General features: G+C 61.6%; 20 protein-coding genes. 6 read left to right on the top strand and 14 right to left on the bottom strand.

Features of this window, described 5'->3' with window-relative positions; translation table 11 throughout:
- The first annotated feature begins 2 nt into the window (after positions 1-2).
- The 4 genes from PO860_RS19460 (at position 3) to PO860_RS19445 (ending at position 6108) form a co-directional block, all read left to right on the top strand.
- Entirely contained in the window at positions 3-1427 is a 1425-nt protein-coding gene (locus tag PO860_RS19460; RefSeq protein ID WP_272783564.1) for an ammonium transporter, read from the top strand.
- Between the two features lie 281 nt (positions 1428-1708).
- The gene (locus tag PO860_RS19455; protein WP_183608560.1) at positions 1709-4396 is read left to right on the top strand and encodes an FtsK/SpoIIIE family DNA translocase; all 2688 of its coding nucleotides are present in this window, start codon (positions 1709-1711) and stop codon (positions 4394-4396) included.
- A 139-nt stretch (positions 4397-4535) separates the two neighbouring features.
- Positions 4536-5204 (top strand): outer membrane lipoprotein carrier protein LolA, encoded by a 669-nt coding sequence (locus PO860_RS19450; protein WP_097617926.1) that lies wholly within the window; start codon positions 4536-4538, stop codon positions 5202-5204.
- A 100-nt stretch (positions 5205-5304) separates the two neighbouring features.
- Positions 5305-6108 (top strand): exodeoxyribonuclease III, encoded by an 804-nt coding sequence (locus PO860_RS19445; RefSeq protein WP_183608561.1) that lies wholly within the window; start codon positions 5305-5307, stop codon positions 6106-6108.
- A 19-nt stretch (positions 6109-6127) separates the two neighbouring features.
- On the opposite strand, the gene PO860_RS19440 is transcribed toward PO860_RS19445, so the two are convergent.
- Both PO860_RS19440 and PO860_RS19435 read right to left on the bottom strand, forming a co-directional pair.
- The gene (locus tag PO860_RS19440; protein ID WP_183608562.1) at positions 6128-6583 is read right to left on the bottom strand and encodes a cyclic nucleotide-binding domain-containing protein; all 456 of its coding nucleotides are present in this window, start codon (positions 6581-6583) and stop codon (positions 6128-6130) included.
- A gap of 128 nt (positions 6584-6711) precedes the next feature.
- Positions 6712-7395, bottom strand: coding sequence for a response regulator transcription factor (locus PO860_RS19435; protein ID WP_003582964.1), 684 nt, complete (start codon positions 7393-7395; stop codon positions 6712-6714).
- A 166-nt stretch (positions 7396-7561) separates the two neighbouring features.
- Here PO860_RS19435 and PO860_RS19430 point away from each other — a divergent pair, with 166 nt between their 5' ends.
- A complete protein-coding gene (locus PO860_RS19430; protein ID WP_275037946.1) occupies positions 7562-8083 on the top strand; it encodes a L,D-transpeptidase family protein in 522 nt (173 codons plus the stop codon).
- Positions 8084-8216: 133 nt separating this feature from the next.
- On the top strand, positions 8217-9047 hold the full coding sequence (locus PO860_RS19425) for an aldo/keto reductase (RefSeq protein WP_272783567.1): 831 nt from the start codon (positions 8217-8219) through the stop codon (positions 9045-9047).
- 110 nt (positions 9048-9157) lie between these two features.
- Here PO860_RS19425 and PO860_RS19420 read toward each other — a convergent pair whose 3' ends face one another.
- The 12 genes from PO860_RS19420 to ffh all read right to left on the bottom strand — a co-directional run bounded on the left by PO860_RS19420 (position 9158) and on the right by ffh (position 18518).
- Positions 9158-9508: a cell surface protein gene (locus PO860_RS19420; protein ID WP_275037945.1), complete on the bottom strand. Its 351-nt coding sequence runs from the start codon at positions 9506-9508 to the stop codon at positions 9158-9160.
- A 263-nt stretch (positions 9509-9771) separates the two neighbouring features.
- Positions 9772-11181: a 3-isopropylmalate dehydratase large subunit gene (gene leuC / locus PO860_RS19415; protein WP_085738673.1), complete on the bottom strand. Its 1410-nt coding sequence runs from the start codon at positions 11179-11181 to the stop codon at positions 9772-9774.
- Between the two features lie 272 nt (positions 11182-11453).
- Positions 11454-11807 (bottom strand): hypothetical protein, encoded by a 354-nt coding sequence (locus tag PO860_RS19410; protein ID WP_272783569.1) that lies wholly within the window; start codon positions 11805-11807, stop codon positions 11454-11456.
- Positions 11804-12169, bottom strand: coding sequence for a hypothetical protein (locus tag PO860_RS19405; protein ID WP_275037944.1), 366 nt, complete (start codon positions 12167-12169; stop codon positions 11804-11806). The genes PO860_RS19410 and PO860_RS19405 overlap by 4 nt, the downstream gene beginning before the upstream one ends.
- Before the next feature lie 71 nt (positions 12170-12240).
- Positions 12241-13050, bottom strand: coding sequence for an amino acid ABC transporter permease (locus PO860_RS19400; protein WP_275037943.1), 810 nt, complete (start codon positions 13048-13050; stop codon positions 12241-12243).
- A gap of 17 nt (positions 13051-13067) precedes the next feature.
- Positions 13068-13865, bottom strand: coding sequence for a basic amino acid ABC transporter substrate-binding protein (locus PO860_RS19395; protein ID WP_183608567.1), 798 nt, complete (start codon positions 13863-13865; stop codon positions 13068-13070).
- Between the two features lie 163 nt (positions 13866-14028).
- On the bottom strand, positions 14029-14583 hold the full coding sequence (gene rplS, locus PO860_RS19390; protein ID WP_028758031.1) for a 50S ribosomal protein L19: 555 nt from the start codon (positions 14581-14583) through the stop codon (positions 14029-14031).
- A 213-nt stretch (positions 14584-14796) separates the two neighbouring features.
- Positions 14797-15498: a tRNA (guanosine(37)-N1)-methyltransferase TrmD gene (gene trmD / locus PO860_RS19385; protein WP_183608568.1), complete on the bottom strand. Its 702-nt coding sequence runs from the start codon at positions 15496-15498 to the stop codon at positions 14797-14799.
- Entirely contained in the window at positions 15498-16067 is a 570-nt protein-coding gene (gene rimM, locus PO860_RS19380) for a ribosome maturation factor RimM (RefSeq protein ID WP_273884450.1), read from the bottom strand. The genes trmD and rimM overlap by 1 nt, the downstream gene beginning before the upstream one ends.
- A gap of 116 nt (positions 16068-16183) precedes the next feature.
- On the bottom strand, positions 16184-16555 hold the full coding sequence (gene rpsP, locus PO860_RS19375; protein ID WP_272783574.1) for a 30S ribosomal protein S16: 372 nt from the start codon (positions 16553-16555) through the stop codon (positions 16184-16186).
- Between the two features lie 48 nt (positions 16556-16603).
- The gene (locus PO860_RS19370; RefSeq protein WP_037101839.1) at positions 16604-16924 is read right to left on the bottom strand and encodes a chorismate mutase; all 321 of its coding nucleotides are present in this window, start codon (positions 16922-16924) and stop codon (positions 16604-16606) included.
- Between the two features lie 16 nt (positions 16925-16940).
- Positions 16941-18518: a signal recognition particle protein gene (ffh, locus tag PO860_RS19365; RefSeq protein ID WP_273881391.1), complete on the bottom strand. Its 1578-nt coding sequence runs from the start codon at positions 18516-18518 to the stop codon at positions 16941-16943.
- Positions 18519-18617: the final 99 nt, after the last annotated feature.

Here is an 18617-nt window from a genome sequence, read left to right as displayed (position 1 = left end):
CAATGTCAATTTCGAAGTTTTCTTCCAGCTTTGCGCTGATTGGCGCAGCAACGGCCGCGCTTCTGGCGCCGGCTGTCGCTTTCGCGCAAGAAGCAGCGCCAGCCGCTGCCGCTGCTGCTCCTGCCTTCACCATGGACAAGGGTGACAATACCTGGATGCTCGTCTCCTCGGCGCTCGTCCTGCTGATGACCATCCCCGGCCTTGCGCTTTTCTACGGCGGTCTCGTCCGCGCCAAGAACATGCTCTCGGTGCTGATGCAGGTCTTCATGATCACGGCCGTCGTGGCGCTGATCTGGGTGACCTATGGCTATTCGCTCGCCTTCACCGACGGCGGCTCGCTGAACAGCTTCGTCGGCGGCTTCTCCAAGGCGTTCCTCGCCGGCGTCAACACGTCGTCGCTCGCCGAAACCTTCTCGAAGGGCGTCGCCATTCCGGAATACACCTTCATCGTGTTCCAGATGACCTTTGCCTGCATCACGCCCGGCCTGATCGTCGGCGCATTCGCCGAACGCGTCAAGTTCTCGGCCGTCATGCTCTTCGTCGTACTCTGGGTCACCTTCATCTACTTCCCGATGGCGCACATGGTCTGGTTCTGGGGCGGCCCGAGCTCCTACACCTCGCCGGCCGGCCTGATCTTCTCCTACGGCGCAATCGACTTCGCCGGCGGCACGGTCGTTCACATCAATGCCGGTATCGCCGGCCTCGTCGGCGCCATCATGCTCGGCAAGCGCACGGGCTATAAGAAGGAAATCATGGCTCCGCACTCGATGACGCTGACCATGGTCGGTGCCTCGCTGCTCTGGGTCGGCTGGTTCGGCTTCAACGCCGGCTCCAACCTCGAAGCCAATGCCTATGCCTCGCTTGCCTTTATCAACACCTTCGTCGCAACGGCTGCCGCCGCTGTGTCCTGGTGCATCGTCGAAACCCTCACCCGCGGCAAGGCTTCGATGCTGGGTGGTGCTTCCGGCGCCGTCGCCGGTCTCGTTGCGATCACCCCGGCGGCAGGTTTTGCCGGCCCGATGGGCTCGATCGTTCTCGGCCTTATCGTCTCGCCGGTCTGCTACTTCTTCGTCGACGTCGTGAAGAACAAGTTCAACTACGACGACAGCCTTGACGTCTTCGGCGTGCATTGCGTCGGCGGTATCCTCGGCGCGCTCGGCACCGGTATCCTCGTCAATCCGGCGCTCGGCGGTGCAGGCATCGTCGATTATTCCACAGCCGATTTTGCTGCCTCCTATGCCGGCACGGCAACCCAGGTCCTGGCCCAGGCCAAGGGCGTGCTGACGACGCTGCTGTGGTCGGGCATCGGCTCGGCGATCCTCTACAAGATCGTCGACGTTGTCATCGGCCTGCGCGTCACCGTCGAAGCCGAGCGCGAAGGTCTCGACCTTTCGACCCACGGCGAAGCCGCTTACCACTCTTCCTGATCACAGGGTTTGCGGCGCCCGGCAGAAGGGCGCCGCTGCACAGCCCGTCGCGGCCTATCTAGAGCTTTTCCGGGTTAGACCCGGAAAAGCTGCCATAGACCGCATTTGGCCCGGACCTTCCAAGGTTCGGGCCTTTTTTCATTTGCCTGCTCGGAATGCACGTCCAGGGATGCATGGTTAACATCGCTTTAACCCGGCTCTGATTAGGTAGAGCGGACGCATTTTGGCAAGGCGAAGCTTCGGTGATTCGCCTGCCCTCAGGCATTGGACGGGTTAGACACATGGCAAGAAGCACGTCGCCGGCGATGGATGGCCGTCCGGATCGGTTCTCCTTCTCGGCATTTATGCTGCGGCAGATCCAGGCGCTCATCGGCTTTGCGATCTTTCTGCTGCTGGCACTCTGCGTCGCGGCGCTGGCGACATGGAATGTCGCCGATCCGAGCTATTCCTATGCCACCGCCAACCTGCCGACGAATATCCTCGGTTACAGCGGGGCTGCCTTTGCCGATATCGTCATGCAGTTCCTCGGCCTCGCCAGCGTCGTTTCGATGCTGCCGATCGTCGCCTGGGCGCTGACGCTGATCTCGGGCCGCCGCTTCAGCCGTATCCCCGCCCGTGCCGGCGCCTGGCTTGCCGGCTCGGTGCTTTCCTCCGCCGTCATCGGCTGCTTTCCGCCGCCGCTCACCTGGCCGATCCCGAACGGCATCGGCGGCGTCGTCGGCGATATGATCCTGCGTTTTCCCGCACTCTTCGTCGGCACCTATCCCACCGGCACTTTTGCCATGGTCGTCGGCTGCATCTTTGCAGCACCCACCGCCTGGATGATGCTCTTTGCGTCGGGTCTCGTCGGCCGCAGCGAAGCCGAGGAAGAGACCGAGGAAGATTACGTCGGCACAACAAGCAAGGCCCGCGTCGTCGGAGATGAGGACGAGGACGACGAGTCGCGCTGGGTCGCTCTCAGCGGTGCGATGACGCATGCCTGGTACATGAGCCAGGGCCGGCTGCGCCGGCTCTTCGGCATGGGGCCGCGCAAGCGCCGCCAGGGCGATTTCGAATCACCCTATGATTTCAACGATGACGAGTTCGGCACGCTGAACGAACCGGTGCGCGCCAAGGCGCCGACTGTCCGCGGCGAGCGCATGGAACCGTCGATGGAGCCATCGATCGGGGCAAGGGCGACGTCACCGCGGCGCATCGTATCCGCGCCGTCGCTTTCCGTCGATGACGACGACGACGACGACGATCTGCCCTTCGATGCCGACATGCCGCCGCGCCCGGCCGATATCCTCCCCGACGATGATGACGACGACTGGATGATCCGCGCACCGGCCAAGGCGGCCGGCAAGCCGGAACCGCGCGTCGTTCCCGTGGTCGCGCGTCCGAAGCCCAGCGCCCGCATCGAGCGGGAGGCGCAGGGCTCATTCATTCGTCCCGAGGGTTTCCAGCTTCCCTCGATGCATCTGCTCGCCGAACCGAAAAATGTCGTGCGCGACTCCACGCTTTCGGCCGATGCGCTGGAGCAGAACGCCCGGATGCTCGAAGGCGTGCTCGAAGATTTCGGCGTCAAGGGCGAGATCATCCATGTCCGCCCCGGTCCCGTCGTCACGCTTTACGAACTGGAGCCGGCCCCCGGCATCAAGTCGTCGCGCGTCATCGGTCTTGCCGATGATATCGCCCGCTCGATGAGCGCCATTGCCGCCCGCGTTGCCGTCGTGCCCGGCCGCAACGCGATCGGCATCGAATTGCCGAACCAGACGCGCGAAACCGTCTACCTGCGTGAACTCATCGCCTCCCGGGATTTCGAAGGCAGCAAGGCGAAGCTCGCCATGGCGCTCGGCAAGACGATCGGCGGCGAAGCCGTCATCGCCGACCTTGCCAAGATGCCGCATCTGCTCGTCGCCGGCACCACCGGCTCGGGCAAGTCGGTCGCCATCAACACCATGATCCTGTCGCTGCTTTACCGCATGACGCCGGAACAGTGCCGGCTGATCATGATCGACCCGAAGATGCTCGAACTCTCCGTCTATGACGGCATCCCGCATCTGCTCTCGCCTGTCGTCACCGATCCGAAGAAGGCGGTCGTCGCGCTCAAATGGACCGTGCGCGAGATGGAAGAGCGCTACAAGAAGATGTCGAAGATCGGCGTGCGCAACATTGACGGCTTCAACAGCCGCGTCGAGCAGGCCTTGTCGAAGGGCGAGGCGATCTCGCGCACGGTGCAGACCGGCTTCGACCGCCATACCGGCGAGGCAATGTACGAGACCGAAGAATTCGACCTCAGGCCGATGCCCTATATCGTCGTCATCATCGACGAGATGGCCGACCTGATGATGGTTGCTGGCAAGGATATCGAAGGCGCCGTGCAGCGTCTGGCGCAGATGGCGCGCGCCGCCGGCATCCATGTGATCATGGCGACCCAGCGCCCGTCGGTCGACGTCATCACCGGCACGATCAAGGCGAACTTCCCGACCCGCATTTCCTTCCAGGTGACCTCGAAGATCGACAGCCGCACCATTCTCGGCGAACAGGGCGCCGAACAGCTGCTCGGCATGGGCGACATGCTCTACATGGCGGGCGGCGGGCGTATCCAGCGCGTCCACGGTCCGTTCGTTTCGGATGTCGAGGTGGAAGAGATCGTCTCCTATCTCAAGACCCAGGGCTCGCCGCAATATCTCGATGCGATCACCGCCGATGACGACGAGGATGGCGATTACGCCGGCGGTGGGGGCGGCCCGGCCGGCACATCAAACCTTTCGGATTCGGAAGATCCTTACGATCAGGCCGTCGCCATCGTGCTGCGTGACGGCAAGGCCTCGACCTCCTACGTCCAGCGCCGGCTCGGCATCGGCTACAACCGGGCCGCCTCGCTGATCGAGCGGATGGAGAAGGAAGGCATCATCGGGCCGGCCAACCATGCCGGCAAACGCGAAATTCTCGTTCCCACCGAAGGCGACATCCTCGACCGCTGAAATAATCGGCATATATTTCCGATAGGGCCGCTTTTGCGGAAACCTGACGGCATCGAAGCCGTTACCTCTGGCGGGCCGATCGCAACGCCTTGAAGACGCCGCCTTTCGGCAGCATGCAGATCGCATAAAGGAGATTTAGATGAGTCACTCCGATACCTTCCTCTCCGGTCTGGCGATGACGCGCCGCGATCTGCTCGGCGCCTTTGCCGTCGCTGCGATGGCGAGCGCCATTCCCCTCGGTGCTTACGCGCAGGCGGCAGCCCCCGCCTCCGGCACCGCGCAGGCGATCGCCGATCATTTCTCCGGCGTCACGACGATGCAGGGCGAATTCGTGCAGTTCGGCCCGCGCGGCGAGCAGACCGGCGGCAAGTTCTTCATCCAGCGTCCCGGCAAGCTGCGCTTCAACTATGACGACCCGTCGCCGATGCGGGTGATCGCCGACGGCAAAAACGTCGCCATCGGCAATACGAAACTGAAAACCTGGGATCTCTATCCGCTCTCCAAGACGCCGCTCAGCCTGCTGCTCGCGCAGCATATCGACCTGTCGGCCGGCATGGTGAAGGGCGTGAAGGAAGAGTCCGACCTGACGACGATCGCGCTCGGCAACAATACGGTGTTCGGCAACTCGACCATCACCATGATGTTCGACCCGAAGACCTACGACCTGCGTCAGTGGACGATCACCGACAATCAGGGCAAGGACACGTCGGTGATGATCTTCAACGTCAAGACAGGCGTGCAGTTCGACGATCGCGTGTTCCGCGTGCCCTATGAGACCATTCCGGGCACGCCTCAGTCCCGCGACTGAGCTTTTCGGTTGATCACCGGCCGCTCTTGCACGCGACCGGTTCCCTCGCGTCCGCCTTTGTTTTAAAGCCCTTTCATGAAAGCGTGAGAGGGTATGGGGCATGAGCTTTTCGATCACCACCTGGAACATCAATTCGGTGCGGCTGCGCATGCCGATCGTCGAGCAGCTCGTACTTAAGCACAGGCCGGATATTCTCTGCCTGCAGGAAACCAAGGTGCCGAACGAGCTGTTTCCGGCGGCACCTCTGCGGGCGATGGGCTACGACCACATCATCATCCACGGCCAGAAAGGCTATCACGGCGTGGCGATTGCCTCACGCCTTCCGCTGACGGAAGATCACCGGCAGGATTATTGCGGGGTCGGCGATGCCCGCCACATCTCGGCGATCGTCGAGCGCGGCAATCGTCGTATCCGGCTGCATAATTTCTACGTTCCGGCCGGCGGCGACGAGCCGGATCGTACGATCAATCCGAAATTCGGCCACAAGCTCGATTTCATCGAGGAGATGAAGCAGCTGAAAGCCAATGGCGAGGCGAATACGTCGGCGATCCTTGTCGGCGACCTGAACATCGCGCCGCTCGAGCATGATGTCTGGTCGCACAAGCAGCTCTTGAAGATCGTCAGCCATACGCCCGTCGAGACCGACGGGCTGCTCGAGGTGATGAAGCGCGGCGGCTGGCACGATCTGATGCGCCAGCATGTGCCGGAAAGCGAAAAGCTCTATACCTGGTGGAGCTACCGCGCCAAGGACTGGGAGGCTGCCGATCGCGGCCGTCGTCTCGACCACATCTGGTCGTCACCGGATCTCGGGCCGCATCTCAAGCGCATCGAAATCCTCAAGGAGGCGCGCGGCTGGGACCGCCCTTCCGACCACGTGCCGGTGACGGCACATTTCGATTTCTGATGCAGCGCTCTAACGCGGATCAGCTGAAGCGGTAGAACTGGCTTGCGGCCTTTGCCGCAAGTTCGGCGAGATTGTCGCGGATGCGGTTCTCGATCAGCCGGGCGGCGTCCGGATATTCTTCGATCAGCCGGTGGAAGAGGGCACGGGTGATGCGGATGATGCTGGTGTCTTCGCGCGCTACCGCGGTGAACTTGCGCTCTACGAGCGTCACCAGCGCCAGCTCGGAAACCAGGGTTCCGGGACCGGCGATCCCCTCTGTCCTCTGCATGCCGTCGCTGCTCGTCGCGCTCAGCTCCAGGCTGCCGCTGAGGATGACATAGGCACTCTCGGCGGGTGAGCCCTGGCGAAACAGCATCTGGCCGGCAGCGATCATGCGCCGGTCGGCGCCGAAGGCGATCAAGCGCAGCTGATCCTCGCTCATGTCCTTGAACAGAGGAAGCTGCGCGAGCAGGTGGATGTCGTCGGTCAGCGCCATGCGGGCTTTTCGCCTTAGAGCCATTCCAGCAAAAGTGCCTGGAGGTTTTACGTGAAACGTTTTTGCCGGGAATTGCGTGAAAACAAAGAGATAGAGCATTTCCGTGGTTCGGAGAAAACGGAAATGCTCTAGGGTATGATCTTGTAGCCGCCGTTTTCCGTCACGAGGATTTCGGCATTCGAGGGATCGCGCTCGATCTTCTGGCGCAGCCGGTAGACGTGGGTTTCCAGCGTATGCGTCGTCACGCCTGAGTTATAGCCCCAGACCTCTTCGAGAAGCACGTCGCGGGTGACGACCTTCTGCTCGGCGCGGTAGAGATAGCGGATGATCGCCGCTTCCTTTTCCGTCAACCGGATCTTCTGGCCGTTGTCGGTGGTGAGCAGCTTCTGGCTCGGCTTGAAGAGATAGGGGCCGACGGTGAAGGTCGCGTCTTCGCTCTGCTCATGCTGGCGCAGCTGCACACGGATGCGCGCGAGCAGCACGGCGAAACGGAAGGGCTTGGTGACATAGTCGTTGGCGCCGGCTTCGAGGCCGAGGATCGTGTCCGAATCGGTATCGTGGCCGGTCAGCATGATGATCGGCGCCTTGAAGCCGCCCTTGCGCAGCAGCTTCACCGCTTCGCGGCCGTCCATATCGGGCAGGCCGACATCCATGATCAGCAGATCGACGGGTGTCGAGCGGGCGGTCGCAACACCCTTGCCGGCATTGGCTTCCTGCAGAACCGAAAATTCCTCATACAGCGACAATTGCTCCGTCAGGGTCTGACGAAGGTCGTCGTCGTCATCCACCAGAAGAATGGTGCGTGCGGTCATGCCGTTGCGTCCTCATGTTAAGTTCCCTAGTCCTACGCCAAATTCCTGGTTTGGCAAGGATCGGGCGGCGGACTGTTGCCGCACAGGTTTTCATATGATTTCAATTGGAGTCCCAGACAATCCAAGACATGCGAGAAAAATGGAAAAAACAAGGCGGGAGCCGGGGATGATGCCGTCGACGATCGTCGTGCGGCCCGCGCCGGGAAAGAAGAGCCGAGCCATCGTCCGGCTCGGCGCGATCACCGTGCCTGCGGCGATCGGCCGGTCCGGCCGCACCGTGATCAAACGCGAGGGCGACGGCGCCACGCCGATCGCCGCGATGAGGCTGCTCTCCGGTTTCCGGCGTGGTGAGCGGAACGGCCGGCTCGCCACGTCCCTTCCCATCCGCCGCATCCGCCCCGACATGCTCTGGTGTGATCAGCCTGACAATGCCAGCTACAACCGCCTCGTCAGAGCGCCATTTGGCGCAAGCCATGAGGAGATGCGGCGCAGCGACGGGCTCTACGATATCTGCCTGGTGATGGACTGGAATATTTCCTCGCGAGCCCGTTATCGCGGCTCGGCGATCTTCTTCCATCTGATCCGGCCAGGCTACGAGCCGACTGCCGGCTGCGTGGCGGTGAGCCTCAGCGACATGCGCCGCCTGCTGCCGCACATTCGAAAGGGAACGATTGTCCGGGTGCTCTGATTGTCTTCCGGATGCGGCTGCCTATATGCTTTCCGTGACCGAGCGCTCCGGCTGAAAAGCGTTCCGGGACGTCCGCGCATGCGCGGGCGCAATTCATGCCTCGTCCAATTCTTCAAACTCCCGGAGATATATTGTGACCGCTCAACCCATCATCACTTTCCATGACGGACATTCCATTCCCCAGGTCGGCCTCGGCGTCTGGCAGACGCCGCAGGAGATCGCCGCTCCCACCGTGCGCACGGCGATCGCCGCTGGCTACCGCCATATCGACACGGCGTCCGGTTACGACAACGAAGAGGGCGTCGGCGAAGGCATCCGCTCCTCCGGCCTCGACCGCAAGGATATCTTCGTCACCACCAAGCTCAAGAATACCGACCAGGGCTTCGACAATGCGCTGCGCGCTTTCGACGGCAGCCTGAAGAAGCTCGGCTCCGACTATGTAGACCTCTATCTCGTTCACTGGCCGTCGCCGCATCGCGGCCTTTATACCGAGACCTGGAAGGCCTTCGTGCGCATCCGCGAAGAGGGCCGCGCCCGCTCGATTGGCGTGTCGAATTTCAATCCTGAGCATCTCGATCGCATCATCGGCGAGACCGGCGTTGTTCCGGTCATCAATCAGATCGAGCTGCATCCCGACTTCCAGCAGAGGGCGGCGCAGGAAGCGCACAAGAAGCTCGGTATCATCACCGAATCCTGGAGCCCGCTCGGCCAGGGCAAGTTCATCACCAATGCCGTTATCGGCGAGATTGCCGGCAAACATCGGAAGACGCCGGCCCAGGTCATCATCCGCTGGCACATCGACACCGGCCTCGTCGTCATTCCGAAGTCGGTGACGCCGTCGCGCATCGAGGAGAATTTCCAGGTGTTCGACTTTAAGCTCGATGCCGACGACATGGCGGCGATCGCCAGGCTCGACAGCGCCGGCGCCCGCATGGGACCGGACCCGCTGACGGCAACCTTCTGACCGTCTTTGCGCTCATCAGAGCGACTGCACGCCTTTGTGCGATGTTCTAAGTCAGCCGATCAGCGGCCGCCCCTGAGGAGAGATCATCCGGGGCGGCGATGGCCTTCCTGTCAATAATTGCAGTTCGAGGATCCGTTGGTCGGCGTAAAGCCATGGTCGCAGCTATCGTTCAGGCGCTGCGGCCGTCCGATCGAGCCGGTATAATAATCGTTGAAGGCGCGCGCCGGATACCAATAGCCGTTCGAGCTCTTGATATAGCCGGAGCGGGGGCTGCTATAGCCCCGATATCCGTTGAGATAGGGTATCTTGCTTTGCGCGATCGGGTGCAGCAGGCCGGAAGAGGCCATGACCGGCGGTATCGTCGGATGGATCGGCGCGGCGGCGCCGGCGTCGATCGATGCCTGCGATGCAAACACGATCAGGCTGGCTTGCAGTAAGCTCCCTACTATTTTCCGCCTCATGGCCAGTACCCCGATGGCGCGGTGTTCGCCGGAGCCTGAATGGTATCAGTCGCGTATCGCGCTCTATATCAATGAGGCCACAGGCGTTGCCGGATGTCGATTGCCCGAAAGGATGAAATCGGAAAGAGGGCCACGCACAAACGGGTTCACCCGCTCATTCATAACTGTCGGCGAGCGAAGCAGAGGCGCCATGAAATACGAAACCGCCCGATGCATCCGGAGCGCATCGGGCGGCTTTCATTCTTTATCTGTCGGATGACAGATCAGTTCCACTCGCGGATATCGACGAAGTGACCGGCGATCGCGGCAGCTGCCGCCATTGCCGGCGAGACGAGATGCGTGCGACCCTTGAAGCCCTGGCGGCCTTCGAAATTGCGGTTCGAGGTCGAAGCGCAGCGCTCGCCCGGCTTCAGGCGGTCATCGTTCATGGCAAGACACATGGAGCAGCCCGGCTCGCGCCAGTCGAAGCCGGCGGCCTTGAAGATCTTGTCGAGGCCTTCGGCTTCCGCCTGTTCCTTGACGAGGCCGGAGCCCGGAACGATCATCGCGTCGACGGTGGCGGCCACCGTCTTGCCTTCGACGACCTTGGCGACTTCGCGCAGATCCTCGATGCGGCCGTTGGTGCAGGAGCCGATGAAGACGCGGTCAAGCGTAATGTCGGTCATCTTGGTGCCCGGCTTCAGGCCCATATAGTCGAGCGCGCGCCACTTGGAGGTGCGCTTGGTCTCGTCCTGGATATCGTCGGGGTTCGGCACGATGCCCTGGACGGAGATGACGTCCTCGGGCGAAGAGCCCCAGGAGACGATCGGCGGCAGGCTGGCGGCATCGAGCACGACGACGCGGTCGTAGTGAGCGCCTTCGTCGGTCTGCAGCGTCTTCCAATAGGCGATCGCCTGTTCCAGCGCCTCGCCCTTCGGCGCGCGGGGCTTGCCCTTGATGTATTCGAAGGTCTTTTCATCAGGCGCGATCAGGCCGGCGCGGGCGCCGCCTTCGATCGTCATGTTGCAGATGGTCATGCGGCCTTCCATCGACAGCGAGCGGATCGCTTCGCCGGCAAATTCGATGACGTGGCCGGTGCCGCCAGCGGTGCCGATCTCGCCGATGATGGCAAGGATGATGTCCTTGGCGGTGACGTGCGGCGGAAGCAGGCCGTCGACACGCACCAGCATGTTCTTCGCCTTCTTCTGGATCAGCGTCTGGGTCGCCAGCACATGCTCGACCTCGGAGGTACCGATGCCATGCGCCAGCGCGCCGAAGGCGCCGTGCGTCGAGGTGTGGCTGTCACCGCAGACGATGGTCATGCCGGGCAGGGTGAAGCCCTGTTCCGGACCGACGATATGGACGATGCCCTGGCGTTTGTCGCTTGCCGAATAATATTCGACGCCGAATTCGGCGGCGTTGGTGGCGAGCGCCTCGACCTGGATGCGGCTTTCCTCGTTCTTGATGCCGAGATGGCGATCAGGCGAGGTCGGTACGTTATGGTCGACGACGGCGAGCGTCTTTTCCGGCGCGCGAACCTTGCGGCCGGTCATGCGCAGGCCTTCGAACGCCTGCGGCGAGGTGACTTCATGGACCAGATGGCGGTCGATGTAGAGAAGACAGGTGCCGTCTGCCTGTTCGTCGACCAGATGATCGTCCCAGATCTTGTCGTAGAGGGTACGCGGTGCGCTCATGGCGTTAAGTCCGTTTTTTGGAAGCTTTGGAAAATCGAGAATGCGGATCAGGCTCCGCGGCCGTCATTCGATCAACGAAGTCGGCTGTTGAGCGCACCGGACACGCACGCAAAAAACCGCGCCGGCAGGCGATAATGGTCCTGCAGCACGAAAATATGCGCGCCGGTGCATCTGAACTTGGATTCCATGGCCTGCATATATCAACTTTCCACCGCCTGAGCAATGTTCTGCTAAGTCACGTGGGCCAGGGGATAAAGCCGGTACCGTCGGCCTTATTTCCAATTACAGCTGAGTTCGTCTTGAAAGCAACGATAGCCGACATTGCCTGCCAAGCAGCGTAGGAGCGATCGATAAGATCCCGGGTCTGAAGTGTGGCAGTAGGCAAATGATTTTTCAGAGACAATCGCCCAGTGCTCGGCGAGTTTCTTCTTTGTGTCGGCTTCATCCTGAAAGCATTTGTTCGTCTCGACGTTTTTTTCATCCGCATTCAGCATCTTTGAGGTCAGCCGGACACAGTATGAACCGTCATATTCAGGTAACTCCGCTGCTTCCGCAGAATACGGTTCTGCAATAGCGGCTACCAAAAGAAGCGTGGCGGCCGAAAATTTTAGGAGCGGTATCCTCATAGCGTTTTTCCGCGACAAGTCAGGGTTCCCGAATAGCATTTGCGGCCAATAATATCTGAAAGGCATCCCATAAGCTGCATATAGGATTTAATCTCATCCATGGTTCCTTTAGATTTCATGCAGATTTTCATGTCGTCGTCGGTGACCAGGAACCAATGTTTCTGCAATTGCTCCTTAAAGCGATTTTCGGAACGATTGCATTCTAAAAGAGTAAGGAAACGGTCGGCGGGCTTTATCGGCTTCTTTGCGACTTCTGTGCAAAATTCCCCTTGAAATGCAGGAAATTCGGTGGCTTCAGCCGGAAATGATATCGTGCCGGCAAAAACAACGATCGCCAAAAAAAATGGGATAGGCGTGGTCATCTAAAAGACTCCGGGACTGCGCAAACTGAAAATTGCTGGTGGACAAAGCGCAAACAAAAAACTGGTGGTGGTCACCGCGACTTCATCCACTTCTCCGTCCGCCGTAGCGCCAGCGACAGGCCGATTGTCAGGATCAGGTAGATATAGGTGACGATCGAATAGGTTTCGAAGAAGCGGAAGGAGCCGGAGGCATAGACCTTGCCCATCTGGGTGATGTCGGCGACGCCGAGAACGGAGACGAGCGACGAATCCTTCACCATCGAGACGAAGTCGTTGGAGAGCGGCGGGAAGATAACCCGGATCGCCTGCGGAAAGACGACGAGCCGGAAGCGGCGGTAGCGCGACAGGCCGAGCGACTTGGCCGCCTCGATCTGGCCGATATCGACCGACTGGAAGCCGGCACGGAAGATTTCGGCGATGAAGGAGGAATAGCCGATCATCAAGGCGAAGATGGCGCGCCACATCAGCGACAGGTCACGCACGAGGATCGGCTCGGCAACGCCTGATTTCACCAGGGGCGTGATTGCGAAGTTATAGGCTGCGACAAAACCCGGCGCGCCGACAAAGGCGACGTAGAAGAGCAGCACCAGCATCGGGATGCCCCGGATGATCTCGATGTAGAAACGAGCGATCTGGCGCAGCACGAGGCTGTCCGCCAGGCCGAGCAGCGCAATACCGAGGCCAAGCACTGTCGCCAGCACAAAGGCGACGAGCGTCACGAACACGGTAATGCCGGCGCCGTTGACCACGGTCCGGAAGACCTGCGTGTAAATGTCGTTGGTGACGATGACGGCGGCGAGGACGATGCCGATCAGGATAAGGACGACCAGCCACCAGGGGCGGTCGTCCTTCCCGTGTCGCGGGGACGGTGGTAGTGCCATCTGCGATCGCTCGGGGATTATTCGCCCATCTTGTAGTCGAGGAACCACTTCTTGTTCAGCGCATCGAAGGTGCCGTCCGCCTTCAGCGCGGCAATGGCGGCATTGACGGGAGCGACGAGATCGGAGCCCTTCGGGAAGATGAAGCCGAAATCCTCGGTGCCGAGCGGTTCGCCGACCACCTTCAGGGCGCCGTTCGAGGAATCGACATAGCCCTTGGCAGCGACGCTGTCGGTAAGGACGAGATCGACGTCGCCTGTTTTCAGAGCCTGCACGGTTGCCCCGAAGGTTTCGAAAAGCTTGATGCGCGGGTTCTGCTCATTGCCGTCGAGGATTTCATAGACGGCAGTGTAGAAAGGCGAGGTGCCGGGCTGGGCGCCGATCAGGCCGTCGTTGAGGGCGGCAAAGGACTTGGCGTCGGTGAAGCGCTTCTCGTCGCCGCGCACCAGCATGAACTGCTGCGAGCGCAAATAGGGGTCGGAGAAATCCACCTTCTGCTTGCGGTCTTCCTTGATGGTGATGCCGGTCATGCCGATATTGTATTGGCCATCGGACACCGCCTGGATCATCGCGTCCCAGCTGGTGTTCTGATATTCGACCTTGAAATTCAGCCGCTTGGCGATCTCGTTCATCGCATCATATTCCCAGCCGATCGCCTTGCCGGATTTCGGGTCGACGAATTGCAGCGGCGGATAGGCATTCTCGGTGACGACGACGACGCTCTTGCCGCCGAGATCCGGCAGCTCGGCGGCCGATGCGGCGAGGGGTAGAAGAGCAAGGGCGGCGAGGCTCGCAAGAACGGTACGACGAAACAACATTGAATGGTTCCCAAAAATTGAACGGCAAAATTGTCACGGAAGATAGGCCCGAGGCAAGGCCGCCGGCTGCGTGACCAAGCAAAAAATAGAAAAGGCGACCCGAAGGCCGCCTTTCCAAGCGAAGAATTTTGCCTCAAGCAAAGAATTTTGCGTGGCGCAAATCTTATTCTGCTGCCGGCTCCGCTGCAGCGGCGGCTGCTTCTGCGGCGGCCTTTTCAGCAGCGGCCTTGGCTTCCGCAGCTTCGGCTGCTGCCTTCTCGGCGGCGAGCGCCTGGGCTGCTGCGACCTTCTCGGCTTCGATGCGTGCCTTTTCCTCGGCAATGGCGGCGCGCTCGGCGTCGTTGAGCTTGCGGGCGCGGACGCCGGTGTCTTCAACGATACGGGCAGACTTCCCGCGACGGTCGCGGAGGTAATAGAGCTTGGCGCGGCGGACCTTACCGCGGCGAACGACGTCGACGCTTTCGATCATCGGCGAGTAAACCGGGAATACGCGCTCGACGCCTTCGCCGTAGGAGATCTTGCGGACCGTGAAGTTTTCCTGCAGGCCGCCGCCGGAGCGGGCGATGCAGACGCCTTCATAGGCCTGAACGCGGGTACGGTTGCCTTCCGTGACCTTCACGTTGACGCGGACGGTGTCGCCCGGGGAAAATTCGGGAAGCGTGCGCTTGGCTTCGATCTTGGCGGCCTGTTCGGCCTCAAGCTGCTGAATGATGTTCATCGTCTTAACCTTTGGTTCTTCTGAAACAGCCAGAGCGCTCGACACTGATCCTTTGGAACTGGCCTCAGGACTTTGCCCTTAACGGGCGGGAGCGGGTTCGCCATTCTTTGTTTGCTGGCAGACGGGGATAACCCCATTTCCGCGTGCGCCAATACACGAAAGACCGGGGCTTGTCATCCCTCGCACGACATTTTTGTGAAGGGGAGGGTGGAATCAGCCGCTTTTCTCGGCTTTAGCCCTTTCGAAGAGGTCCGGCCGCCGCTCCCGCGTCAGCCGCACCGCCTCTTCGTATCGCCATTTGTCGATGGCGCCATGGTTGCCCGAAGTCAGGATGGAGGGGATTTCCCGGCCTTCCCACGCCTGCGGCCGGGTGTAATGGGGATGTTCCAGCAGCCCGCCTTCGAAGCTTTCGTGCAGGCCGGAAAGGTCGTTGCCCATGACACCGGGCAGGATGCGGATGATGGCATCGAGCAGGATCAGTGCGGCCGGCTCGCCGCCTGACAGCACATAGTCGCCGATCGAAACCTCTTCCAGTCCACGCGCCTCGATCACCCGCTGGTCGACGCCCTCGAAGCGGCCGCAGACGATGATGATGCCGTCGCCGGACGCAAGCTCGCGCACGCGTTCCTGTGTCAGCGGCCGGCCGCGCGGGCTCATCAGCAGCCGCGGACGGGCATCATTTTCCGAGGTGCTGTCGATGGCGCGGGCAAGAACGTCTGGTTTCAGCACCATGCCGGCGCCGCCGCCGGCCGGGGTGTCGTCGACGGTGCGGTGCTTGTCGGTGGCGAAATCGCGGATCTGCACCGCGTCCAGCGACCATTGCCCACGCTCCATCGCCTTGCCGGCGAGCGAGAAGCCCAGATGCCCCGGAAACATTTCCGGATAAAGTGTCAGCACGCTCGCCCGGAAGGCCATCACTTCTTCTTTTTCGGCTTGTCCGCGGTGAATTTCGAAAGCTCTTCGGGATCGTCGACCAGTCCTGCCGCCAGCGGATCGATCAGCAGCGTGCCGGCCTCGAGGTCGATCTCCAGCACCGAAACTTCGGAGAAGGGGATCAGCACCGGGCGCTTGCCCGGGCCCTTGAGCTCCAAGAGATCGCCGGCGCCGAAATCGAAGACGCCGGTGACCGTGCCGTAGCTGACACCCTTGTCGTCAAGTGCTTCGAGCCCTTCGAGATCGGCGTAGTAGAACTCGTCGTCCTCCAGCTCCTCGTCCGGCAGGTTGTCGCGCTCGATATAAAGTTCAAGGCCGTTCAGCGCCTCGGCGGCATTGCGGTCGTTGACGCCGCGGAAGCGGACGACGACGACATTCTTGGTCTCGCGGATTTCGAGGACTTCGAAGCTGCGGCCGTCCATGCTGTGCAGGTGGCCGTAGTCGCCAAGGGCGCTCGGATCGGCCGTATAGGCCTTGGCGCGCACCTCTCCCCGGAGGCCTTGCGCGCCGCCGATCGTCGCCATCAGAACGGGGTTTTCAAGCTTTGTCATGGGTTCCTTCATGTGAAGCCGGAAGACAGGTTTCTCATAAACGAAGTGCGCAGGATTGGAAACGAAAACGGGCGGCATGTCGCCATGCCGCCCGTTCGATCGAGGGACTATCCCGATTATTCCGCGGCGTCGGCAGCAGCAGCGGCGGCGTCAGCGACCTTCTGAGCCTTTTCTGCGGCGCGTTCCTGGGCGCGCTTGCCGGGCTTTGCCTTCTCAGGGTTGTTCTTGGCTTCGCGCTTGGCAACGCCGGCTTCATCGAGGAAGCGCAGAACGCGGTCGGTCGGCTGGGCGCCGTTTTCGATCCAGTGCTTGATGCGCTCGGCGTTGAGCTGAACGCGCTTCTCGTCGTCCTTGGCGAGCATCGGGTTCCACGAGCCGAGGTTTTCGAGGAAGCGGCCGTCACGCGGGCTGCGCGCATCGGCGAGAACGACGTGGTAGTACGGGCGCTTCTTGGAGCCACCGCGGGCGAGACGAATTTTCAGTGCCATGTTCTTTACTCCTTAGGCTTTTCTTGACCGCTTCATGGGCGGTAATGACTATCGGGCTGCGGCGCTCTGTTCAGCGTGATCCGCAGCGATCTGCTCATGATGCCGGATGACTTCCTTGATGACGAAGTTCAGGAACTTCTCGGCGAAATCCGGGTCCAGATGCGCATCTTCGGCAAGCTGACGAAGACGAGCGATCTGGTATTCCTCGCGCGCCGGATCGGCCGGCGGCAACTTGTACTTGGCCTTCAGCACGCCGACCTCTTTGGTGCAGCGGAAGCGTTCGGCCAGAATGTGGACGAGCGCCGCATCGATATTGTCGATCGACTGGCGGTAGCTCGAAAGCTGGGCTTTGACGTCTGGATCAATCATGGGGCAGGCGATCCTTTCACTTCTTCTTGGGCAATCCGGGCAGGCCCGGGAAACCACCACCGAGGCCCGGCAGCTTTGCGCCGCCAAGACCGGGCAATCCGCCCGGCAAGCCTCCGCCTAGACCGGGCATACCCCCACCCGGCTTTCCGAGACCCGCGGCTTCCGCCTGCTTCTGCAGCGCTTCAAGCTGCTTCGGGTCGATATTCGAGAGATCGGGCATGCCGCCCATACCGCCGCCAAGTCCCATCTTGCCGGCAAGGCCGCCCATCATCTGCTTCATCATGCCGCCTTTGCCCTTGCCGCCCATCATCTTCATCATGTCCGCCATCTGGCGGTGCATCTTCAGAAGCTTGTTGATGGCGGCGGCATCGGTGCCGGAGCCGGCGGCGATGCGCTTCTTGCGCGAATGCTTGAGCAGGTCGGGATTGGCGCGCTCGGCTTTGGTCATCGACTGGATGATGGCGATCTGGCGGCCGAAAAGCTTATCGTCGAGGCCGGCTGCGGCCATCTTGTCCTTCATGCCCGCCATGCCCGGCATCATGCCCATGATGCCGCCCATGCCGCCCATCTTCTGCATCTGGCGCAGCTGATCGGCGAGGTCGTCGAGGTCGAACTTGCCCTTGGCCATCTTGGCGGCCATGGCGGCCGCCTTTTCGGCGTCGATATTCTCCGCGGCGCGCTCGACGAGCGAGACGATGTCGCCCATGCCGAGGATGCGGTCGGCGATGCGGCGGGGATGGAACTCCTCGAGCTCGCTCATCTTCTCGCCGACGCCGATCAGCTTGATCGGCTTGCCGGTGACGGCGCGCATCGAAAGGGCGGCACCGCCGCGGCCGTCGCCGTCCATACGGGTCAGCACCAGGCCGGTGATGCCGACGCGTTCGTCGAAATTGCGGGCGAGGTTGACGGCATCCTGACCGGTCAAGCTGTCGGCGACCAGCAGGATTTCATGCGGGTTCGAGCGCTTCTTGATGTCGGCCATCTCGACCATCAAGGGCTCGTCGATATGGGTGCGGCCGGCGGTATCGAGGATGACGACGTCATGGCCGCCGAGTCTGGCCGCCTGCACGGCGCGGGCAGCGATATCTGTCGGAGACTGGCCTGCGATAACAGGGAGCGTGTCGATGCTCGCCTGCGCGCCGAGCTGGCGAAGCTGCTCCTGGGCTGCCGGACGGCGCGTGTCGAGCGACGCCATCAGCACTTTCTTCTTATCGCGCGTCGACAGGCGATGGGCGATCTTCGCCGTCGTCGTCGTCTTGCCGGAGCCCTGCAGGCCGACCATCATGACGACGACGGGGGCGGCCGCATGCAGGTCGATGCCCACCCCTTCGCCGCCCAGCATCTCGATCAGTTCGTCATGGACGATCTTGACGACCATCTGGCCGGGCTTGATCGACTTCAGGATCTCGGCGCCGACGGCCTTTTCACGCACGCGGTCGGTAAAGGAACGTACGACGTCGAGCGCGACGTCGGCCTCCAGCAACGCACGGCGAACCTCTCGCAGCGCTGCGGAAACATCGGCTTCCGAAAGCGCGCCACGGCCTGTCAGTCCATTCAGAATGGATCCAAGACGGTCCTGGAGGTTTTCAAACATCGGCTCTTCCTTGATACGTTTCGGGCGGGTTCGATATGCCCGGAAACGTCGTGCTTTTCCTTGACGAAAACAAGACGCAAAGCCAAAAAGCACCCGAGG

Source organism: Rhizobium binxianense, assembly GCF_028994275.1.
Taxonomy (GTDB): domain Bacteria; phylum Pseudomonadota; class Alphaproteobacteria; order Rhizobiales; family Rhizobiaceae; genus Rhizobium; species Rhizobium binxianense.
Note: the sequence above shows the minus strand (reverse complement) of the source record. Positions and strands in the feature narration are given on the sequence as shown.

Bases quoted from the DNA above. Each gene is read 5' to 3' on its own strand.
- PO860_RS19400 (WP_275037943.1), bottom strand. From the start codon at position 13,050: ATGGCACTACCACCGTCCCCGCGACACGGGAAGGACGACCGCCCCTGG.
- rpsP (WP_272783574.1), bottom strand. From the start codon at position 16,555: ATGGCACTGAAAATTCGTCTCGCCCGCGGTGGCTCCAAGAAGCGCCCG.
- PO860_RS19405 (WP_275037944.1), bottom strand. From the start codon at position 12,169: ATGACCACGCCTATCCCATTTTTTTTGGCGATCGTTGTTTTTGCCGGC.
- ffh (WP_273881391.1), bottom strand. From the start codon at position 18,518: ATGTTTGAAAACCTCCAGGACCGTCTTGGATCCATTCTGAATGGACTG.
- PO860_RS19460 (WP_272783564.1), top strand. From the start codon at position 3: ATGTCAATTTCGAAGTTTTCTTCCAGCTTTGCGCTGATTGGCGCAGCA.
- trmD (WP_183608568.1), bottom strand. From the start codon at position 15,498: ATGGCCTTCCGGGCGAGCGTGCTGACACTTTATCCGGAAATGTTTCCG.
- rplS (WP_028758031.1), bottom strand. From the start codon at position 14,583: ATGAACATCATTCAGCAGCTTGAGGCCGAACAGGCCGCCAAGATCGAA.
- PO860_RS19450 (WP_097617926.1), top strand. From the start codon at position 4,536: ATGAGTCACTCCGATACCTTCCTCTCCGGTCTGGCGATGACGCGCCGC.
- PO860_RS19420 (WP_275037945.1), bottom strand. From the start codon at position 9,508: ATGAGGCGGAAAATAGTAGGGAGCTTACTGCAAGCCAGCCTGATCGTG.
- rimM (WP_273884450.1), bottom strand. From the start codon at position 16,067: ATGACAAAGCTTGAAAACCCCGTTCTGATGGCGACGATCGGCGGCGCG.
- leuC (WP_085738673.1), bottom strand. From the start codon at position 11,181: ATGAGCGCACCGCGTACCCTCTACGACAAGATCTGGGACGATCATCTG.
- PO860_RS19395 (WP_183608567.1), bottom strand. From the start codon at position 13,865: ATGTTGTTTCGTCGTACCGTTCTTGCGAGCCTCGCCGCCCTTGCTCTT.
- PO860_RS19430 (WP_275037946.1), top strand. From the start codon at position 7,562: ATGATGCCGTCGACGATCGTCGTGCGGCCCGCGCCGGGAAAGAAGAGC.
- PO860_RS19435 (WP_003582964.1), bottom strand. From the start codon at position 7,395: ATGACCGCACGCACCATTCTTCTGGTGGATGACGACGACGACCTTCGT.
- PO860_RS19455 (WP_183608560.1), top strand. From the start codon at position 1,709: ATGGCAAGAAGCACGTCGCCGGCGATGGATGGCCGTCCGGATCGGTTC.
- PO860_RS19440 (WP_183608562.1), bottom strand. From the start codon at position 6,583: ATGGCGCTGACCGACGACATCCACCTGCTCGCGCAGCTTCCTCTGTTC.
- PO860_RS19445 (WP_183608561.1), top strand. From the start codon at position 5,305: ATGAGCTTTTCGATCACCACCTGGAACATCAATTCGGTGCGGCTGCGC.
- PO860_RS19370 (WP_037101839.1), bottom strand. From the start codon at position 16,924: ATGATTGATCCAGACGTCAAAGCCCAGCTTTCGAGCTACCGCCAGTCG.
- PO860_RS19410 (WP_272783569.1), bottom strand. From the start codon at position 11,807: ATGAGGATACCGCTCCTAAAATTTTCGGCCGCCACGCTTCTTTTGGTA.